Origin of the sequence: Nocardioides sp., assembly GCF_041600255.1 — a bacterium.
Lineage (GTDB): Bacteria > Actinomycetota > Actinomycetes > Propionibacteriales > Nocardioidaceae > Nocardioides.
In genome coordinates this window covers 1-7,733 of record NZ_JBFIKK010000141.1, presented here as the reverse complement: position 1 = coordinate 7,733, position 7,733 = coordinate 1, and the positions used below count along the sequence as shown (strand labels likewise).

Genomic DNA, 7,733 nt, shown 5'->3' with positions numbered 1-7,733 from the left:
GCAGGGCGCGCCAGATGTCCCACCAGGGCTCGTACGCCGCGACCGCGCCGTAGGAGCTGGCGACACCGACGTGCACGGTCAGGCCGTCGCGCCGGGCCCGGGCGACTGCCTCGGCCAGCAGCCGGGACTTGCCGGTGCCGATGTCGCCGACGACCTCGACCAGGCGTCCCTGCCCGCCGGCCACGGCGTCGAGCCCGGCCCGCAGGGTGGCGAGCTCCTCCTCGCGGCCGACCAGGGCGGTGGCGTGCGCGGCGGCCAGGTCGAGACCGTGGGAGCCGAGCAGGGGCGAGGCCGCGGCGGCGGCCGCCTTGCCCTTGAGTGCGAGCAGCTGGACCTCGCCGAAGTCGAACCGGTCGCCGGCCGCGGCCCGCACCCGGTCGGAGACCAGGACACCGCCGGTGGGCGCCTTGGCCATCAGCCGGGCGGCCAGGTTGACCGGGTCGCCCAGGCAGCAGAAGGTACGCCGGGTCCGGTGCCCGTAGGTGCCGCTGCGCAGCCGCCCGGCGGCCAGGCCGACCCGGATCCCGGTGATGCCGCCGCCCTCGAGGCCGAGCAGGTCGAGGGCGGCCGAGCAGGCGCGGGCCGCGTCGTCCTCGTGCGCGGTCGGGGAGCCGAAGACGCCGTACAGGTAGGCGCCCTTGTCGCCGACGGTGAGCTGGAGCAGGTTGCCGCCGTACCCGTCGATGACGCGTTGGGCGCGGACCAGGAAGGTGTCGAGGACCTCGGGGGCGTCCTCGTCGACGTCGAAGTCGATCCCGCCGAACTGCACGAACATCGGCACCGCCGGGCGCAGGTCGGCGACGAACTCGCCCCGCCCGGCCTGCATCCGGCGGTAGACCGCCGGCAGCAGCCACTCCCGGACCACCTCCTCGGGCAGCTGCTCGTCGAGGTGGACCAGCGGCTGCTCGGCGGCAAGCTCGGTGAGCCCGCCGACCCGGGCGACCTGCCCGGCCGGGACATCCCGGAGCTCGAGGTGGCGGGCCCGGTCGCCGAGCGCGGCCAGCACGGCGCCGGTGACGACGACCTCGCCGGGGCTGGCGGCGCCCTCGGCGGCGGCCACCTCGTCCATCAGGGCGCCGGCCAGCACGTCGATCAGCTGGATCGCCGGGTCGCCGGCGACGAAGCGGCGGGCGGTGCCGACCGCGACCGCCACCTTGACCCCCAGGGTGACCGCCCGGCCGCCCGGCGAGGTCACCGTGCCGACCCGGGCCATTGCCTCCTGCATCGCCATCGCGCAGCTGGTCGCGCGCCAGCCGTCGTCACCCTCCAGCCAGGCGGTGATCGCGTCGCCGCTGAAGTAGAGCACCGAGCCGCCGCGGTCGTGCAGGCACTGGATCAGGGCGTGGAAGACCCGCTCGAGGACGACGGTGAGCTCTTCGGCCCCGCGCTGCGGGCCGAGCTCCCCGGCCAGCGCCTCGGTCAGTGCGGTGAAGCCGGAGACGTCGGCGAAGAGGGTGGCGCCGGTGACGCGGCCGTCGACAGCGGGCCCCCCGGCGAGGGCGCGTCGACGGTCCTCGGCGACGTAGGCGTGTGGGTCGTCGCCGACGATGGAGCGGGTCCGCGGGCTCGGGACGAGGTCGTGCGGATCGGTCGGAGTCATCGCACCCGGATGCGCACCTCCCGCAGGCCCAGCTGGTCGCCCGGGCGCTCCCCGGTCACCTCGACCCGGAGCACGTAGGTCTTGCCGGAGGTCCAGCCGAGCTCGGTGCCGGAGGCGGGGTAGACGAAGCGGCGCTGGGCCACGTCGTAGACCAGACAGCGCGGGGAGACCGACGCGGGCGGGGTGCCGCCGACCTCCCGGCTGGAGAACCGCACCCGGCAGGCCGCGACCAGCTGGACCGCGAGTGCGTCGGGCACCGGCCCGGTGGCGTCCGAGATCGTCACCGAGACCGGCACCGTGTCGGTGGCGCCCACCTCGATCGGCGGGTCGTCGGAGCCGTTCAGCGGCGGACCGAACGGGCCGACCCGGTAGCGGTTCGAGAGCCGGAACGTCGCTCCCGGGACCCCGGAGACGGCAGCGGTCACGTCGTACGCCCCGGGCACGTCGTTGGCCCGGACCGCCAGGCTGGCCTTGCCGCCCGCGCCCGTGGTCGCGGTGGCGACCCGGGGGTCGGTGCCCGCACCGCTGGGCGGCGAGGAGAAGACGACCTGTACGCCGGGCACCCGGTTGCCGAAGGCGTCGTCGACCCGGACCACCAGCGGCGCGGCGAAGTCGGTGCCGAAGTCCGTCGACTGGCCGGAGCCGGACAGCGCGGTGATCGACGCCGGCGCCCCGGGTCGGACGGTCAGCGTGAGCTCGCGCGACGCCGTCCCCACCTGGTTGGTGGCGGTGATGGTGACCGCGAAGGTGCCGGCCGTGGTGGTCACGCCCTCGATCGCGTCGCCCTCGTAGGACAGGCCGGGCGGCAGGCCGGTGACCTCGACGTCCGGGTCCGGGTCGCCCGCGGTCTCGATCACCTGCAGGTACGGCGAGCCCGCGGTCGCGTCGGCCAGCGAGTCGGTCAGGACCTGCGGCCGGCTCATCACCCGCAGCGCCAGCGGCTCGGAGGTGGAGGGCTGGTTCTCGGCGTCCCGGGTGCCGACCCGCTGGCCGTTGCCCACGTCGACGTCGTCCTGGCCGAAGTGGGCGGTCACGCTCAGCTGGCCGGGCGGCAGGTCCAGGGCGCCCAGGTGGGCGTGGCCGCCGAGCCCGGTGGTCCGGACGGCGGCGCCGACCACGGTGGCGCCGTCGCGGACCACGAAGACCACCGAGCGGTCCGCGATCGCGGTCGAGCCGGAGGTGACGGTGGCGCGGACGCCGGTGTCCTCGCCGCTGACCGCGGGCGAGGGCGGACCGGTCAGCGTGACCGAGGTCGGGCGCCTGGTCACGGTGACGGTCCGTTCGGTGCGGCTGGGCGCAGCCGCGGCATCCCCGTCGAATGCCGCGCTGAGCCTCAGCTCGCCGACCCGCTCGGTCAGCGGGAAGGTCGTCCGCGCCACCCCCTGGCTGTCGGTCATCACCACCCGGGTGGCCTGGCCGAGGGTGAGCCGGACCGGACGGTTCGGCAGGACGGCGCCGGCGGTCAGGCTTGCGCTGACCGGCAGCGTCGAGCCGAAGGCCCCCTCGCCGTCGGCGGCCAGCACGACCGCCGAGGGCGTGGTGCCGACCGGGGCCGGGTCGTGGCCGGGCGAGGTGCCCGGCACGAACTCGCGGCCCTCGTTGTCCTCCATCGTCACCAGGCCGACCCCGTTCACGGCCTGCAGGACGAACCGGACGTCCTCGGCCCGCTGGCCGGCGGGCAGGGTCAGCGTGCCGGTCCACTTGGTGGAGTCGTCGCCGTCCTGGACCAGGTCGACCGAGGACCAGGCGCCGTACCAGGGGCCGGTCTCGGCGGTCCGGGTCACCCAGACCTGCTGGATGCCGGCGGAGGGGTCGCCGACCACGTGCGCGGAGATCCGCACGGTCGAGCCGGTGATCGTGGAGGAGACGCCGGTGATCGCCGGCGGCGCGGCCAGGGCGGGCACGTTGTCGCCGTACCGCTGGGTGTTGGCGCTGTACATCAGCCGGAAGTCGGTGGAGGTGTAGCGCCGCATCGTGCTGGTGACCGTGGAGTCGGAGCGGTACTGCGCCGGGGTGACCAGCAGCCGGGTGCCGCCGTCGCCGTCGATGGCGCCCCAGGTGTTGGCCTGGGCCAGGCGCCGGGGGAAGAAGACCGGGGAGTCGAAGGCGGTGTGCACCTCGCTGTACTCGGTGGTGGGTGCGCCGGTCAGCGGGACGACCTGGGGGGTGTCGACGTACTGGCCGCCGCGGAAGCCGACCCCCCGCAGGGCGGTGCCGGGTACGCCGACCGAGATCGACTGCAGCGGCAGCGCGGGCTGGCCGGGCGAGGTCGTGGTGCCGTCGGCGCCGCGCAGGTAGGTGAACCGGTCGAAGCCGGAGTTGTCCCGGTCCTCGAAGGGCTGGGTGACCACGGTGGTGGGCGCGTTCGCGGTCATGTCGGCGGTCCGCAGGCCGAGCACCGATCCCGGTCCGGAGGTCACCGGTGAGGTGGTCGGGCTGGGCAGATCGGGCGGGGTGGTGCGGCCGGCGGGCAGGTCGAGGCCGAGCATCGGCAGCGCGTAGAGGGTGGCCTCGGCGAGCGCCTTCTGGTGGATGCCGGAGAGGACCGGGGTGGTGGCCAGGTAGTCCTGCTTGGCCCGGAGCAGCGCCTGCCCGAGCGGTACGGCGCCGCTGCCGACCCGGAGCTGCTCGGCGAGCCCGAGGTAGAGCCGCTCGCTGTACTCCAGGAAGTCGGTGTCGCCGTACTGGTAGCCGGTGCCGCCGACCAGCACGGCACCCTTGCGCGCCATCGCCTGCGGCCAGTCCAGCCGCTCGGTCACGCCGGGCACGGCGTGGCCGTCGACGATGTTGTAGCCCGAGTGGCAGCCGGCGCTCATCACCAGGGTGTCGGCGAGGTCGACGTCCGGGTTGCGCAGCTCGGTGGCGAGCACGGAGGTCCGGTTGTCGGCGGCCAGTGCGCTGTTGGCGCTGAAGTGGCCGGCCAGGTAGACGAGGTCGTGGCGCTTGGCGAGCAGCTCGGCGCGCAGGTCGTCGGCGGTCCAGGAGTGCCGGCGGTCGGGGGTGCCGTCGACGGTGGTGATGTCGGGCGGCACGTCGCGGTCGGTGATCAGGTCGGTGGTGCGGCCGGGGTCGCCGAGCCCGGCGCGGAACTCGCCCGAGACCGCGTCGGCGGCGTCGGTCAGGAAGTCGTAGCCGGTGACCAGCGCCTTGCGCGGCGTGGGCAGGACGCCGTCGAGGGCGGCGTACCGGTCCAGGGCGGCGGTGATCTCGTCGGAGGTCTCCAGCAGCCGGCCGACCGCGAGGTCGGGGACCGGCACGGTCGCTCCCTTGAGCGTGACGTCGACCCGGGCGCCGTACGCGTCCTGGCTGAGCACCTGGTTGCGGCGCAGAGCAGCCTGGGAGGAGGAGTTGTCCGCGACCGGCGGCACGTAGTTCTCCTCCGGGCCGAGACCGGAGGAGTCGGCGCTGCGGAAGAACGGCACCACGCTGTCGTCGCCGGCGATCACGACGTACTGCAGGGTGCCGTCGTCGTCGCGGTAGCTGTTCACGATGTCGCGCAGGCCCTGGGCCACGAGGTTCTTGGCGTAGGGACAGGTCACGTGCTCGTCGGCCTGCTCGTTGAGCCGCTGCAGCCGCGGGATCGTGGCGGCGTCGACCACGACACCGCGGATGTTGTCGCGGGCGGCGAAGGCCTCGAGCGCGGCCATCGGGGCATCGGCCAGCCGGGAGGAGTCGGTGAGGATCACGGTCCGGGCGGCGCCCGGGCTGCCGAACCGGGTGGGCGTGCCGGCGAATGTGTCGAGCGGCTGGTCGCAGGAGCCGCCGGTGGTGGTGACCGTGATCGTGAAGGGCTTGCCGGGGGCGGCGGCGCCGTTGCGGCCCTGGACCCGGACGTAGAAGTTGCCGGTGCCGCCCCAGGTGGAGGCCCGGATCGACTCGTCGGCCAGCCCGTCGCGGGAGGAGACCGCGACCAGGCTGCGGACCTGGGCGCTGGAGAACGCGTCGGCCAGCTCGGAGGGCGAGAAGACGCTCGGGCTGAACACGCTCGGCGAGAACACGCTCGGGAGGCTGACCGCGGGTGAGAAGACCGACGGCGAGAAGACGCTGGGGCTGAACACGCTCGGTGAGAACACGCTGGGCGAGAACACCGACGGCGAGAAGACCGAGGGCGAGAAGACCGACGGAGAGTAGGCGTCCGGGCTGAACACCGAGGGCGAGAAGACGCTCGGGCTGAAGACCGAGGGGCTGAACACCGACGGGGAGAAGACCGAGGGCGAGTAGGCGTCGGCGGCGAACTCCGCGCTCAGCTGGTTGAGCTCGCGCGGGGTGAGCGCGTCGGTGAACGCCTGACCGATGTCGCGGAAGAGGACCAGGTCGTAGTCGGCTGCGAGGTCGGTCAGGTCGACCTGCACGGTGCTGTCCGGCTGGACCGGGAAGCGGTACCAGAAGGACTGGTCGAGCATCCGCAGCCGACCGGTGCGGGTGTCGTTGGCCTGCATCGGGGTGGCGGTCGGCCAGGAGATGTTCCGCTCGTCGGCGTACACCCGGACGGTGAAGTGCTCGGTGCTGCTCAGGCCGAAGGAGTTGGTCGCCGAGCAGGCGACCTCGGTGTCGCCGAAGTCGAAGCGGGAGCCGGAGGCGGGCGTGCAGGTGACCGGCAGCGGGCCGTCGTGGTCGTCGCGGGCGGAGGCCTCGAAGGTGACGACACCGCCGTCGTCGTCCGGCGAGGTCACCACGTACGGCGACTCCGGGACGCTCACCACCGGCGAGGAAGCGATCGTGAAGGTGCCCTTCAGGGGGCCGACCTTCTCCTCGTGGGAGCCGATCAGCAGGAAGCCGTACCGGTCGCCGGCCTGGACGTCGAGGGTGGTGGTGCCGTGGTGGTCGAAGGTGCTGCCGGCCGGGCTGTCGGCCGGCCCTTCGTTGACGAGCACGGAGACCTGGTGGAAGTCGCCGTTGCGGTAGATCCCGGTGACCAGCCGGGTCCGCACCTGCGTGCGGCCGTGGTCGCCGCGCCAGACCCAGGGCAGGGAGACCTTCTCGGTGGTCGGGGCAGTGACGGAGAAGGTCCAGGCGGCCGCCTTCTTCTTCTGGTCCTTGACGTCGTAGCGGAACGAGGGCGGCGAGGTCCGTCCGTCGGAGAGCACCTGGGCGTCGGGCCCGGCCACCTGCCAGCCGACGGCTGCCGCCCGGGCGGGCGGGGCGGCCAGCAGGGTGAGGGCGAGGAGTGCGCTGAGGCAGAGGCTGAGCGCGTTGCGACGTCGAGCTGGTGTGGGTGCGTCCGACATGGAGCCACCGAACCTTTCGGCCCCCCGAAAATTCGTGCTCCCGCTGCCGAGTGAATCAGAGGCGGGAACAAGCGCACAAGCACCAGATGGGCCATCTGCGCACCCTCCGGATGGGTGGGGGTTGACGGGGTGGCTCGAGGGGGGCGACAGTCCATCTCCCAGGCAGATCGCGCCTGTCGAAGCCTTCGACACCCCCCGAGGTTGCGATGACGATCCTCCGTTCCGCGCCACGCAAGCCCGGCAGCCACCGACGTACCGGCGGCGCCCGGGGCAGCTCCACGGCCGTGCTTCCCGAGCCGGCCGCGGCGCCCACGCCGCCGCTGGCGCTGGAGCCGGGCGTGCTGCCGGTGGTCGCCCCGCGGCTGACCCGGCGGCGGCAACCGACCTCGGTGGCGGTGCTGCTGATCGCGTCGTTCGGCGCCTTCCTGGCGTTCCTCGACTCGACGATCGTGAACATCGCCTTCCCCGACATCCAGCGCTCGTTCCCGGACGCGTCGATCGGGAAGCTCAGCTGGGTGCTGAACGCCTACAACATCGTCTTCGCCGCCTTCCTGGTGGCGGCCGGGCGGATCGCGGACCTGCTGGGTCGGCGCCGGATCTTCGTGGCGGGCGTCGCGCTGTTCACGATCGCCTCGGTGCTGTGTGCGGTGGCGCCGAGCGTGGACCAGCTGATCGCCTACCGGGTGCTCCAGGGGCTGGGCGCGGCGATGCTGGTGCCGTCCTCGCTGGCGCTGGTGGTGGAGGGGTTCGACCCGAAGCGCCGTGCGCACGGGATCGCGCTGTGGGGGGCGGCGGCGGCGATCGCCTCCGGTCTGGGGCCGCCGATCGGGGGCGCGCTGGTCAACGCCTCGAGCTGGCGGCTGGCCTTCCTGGTGAACCTGCCGCTGGGGATCGTGGCGATCGTG

General features: G+C 73.8%; 3 protein-coding genes. 1 reads left to right on the top strand and 2 read right to left on the bottom strand.

Annotated elements, in window-relative coordinates; translation table 11 throughout:
• Both ABZE72_RS14255 and ABZE72_RS14250 read right to left on the bottom strand, forming a co-directional pair.
• Positions 1 to 1,600 (bottom strand): BREX system ATP-binding domain-containing protein (locus tag ABZE72_RS14255; protein ID WP_372729696.1); only part of this gene is annotated, 1,600 nt, incomplete at its 3' end.
• The gene (locus tag ABZE72_RS14250) at positions 1,597 to 6,828 is read right to left on the bottom strand and encodes a hypothetical protein (RefSeq protein ID WP_372729695.1); all 5,232 of its coding nucleotides are present in this window, start codon (positions 6,826 to 6,828) and stop codon (positions 1,597 to 1,599) included. The genes ABZE72_RS14255 and ABZE72_RS14250, both read right to left, overlap by 4 nt.
• A 206-nt stretch (positions 6,829 to 7,034) precedes the next feature.
• On the opposite strand from ABZE72_RS14250, the gene ABZE72_RS14245 reads away from it, so the two are divergent.
• Positions 7,035 to 7,733 (top strand): MFS transporter (locus ABZE72_RS14245; protein WP_372729694.1); only part of this gene is annotated, 699 nt, incomplete at its 3' end.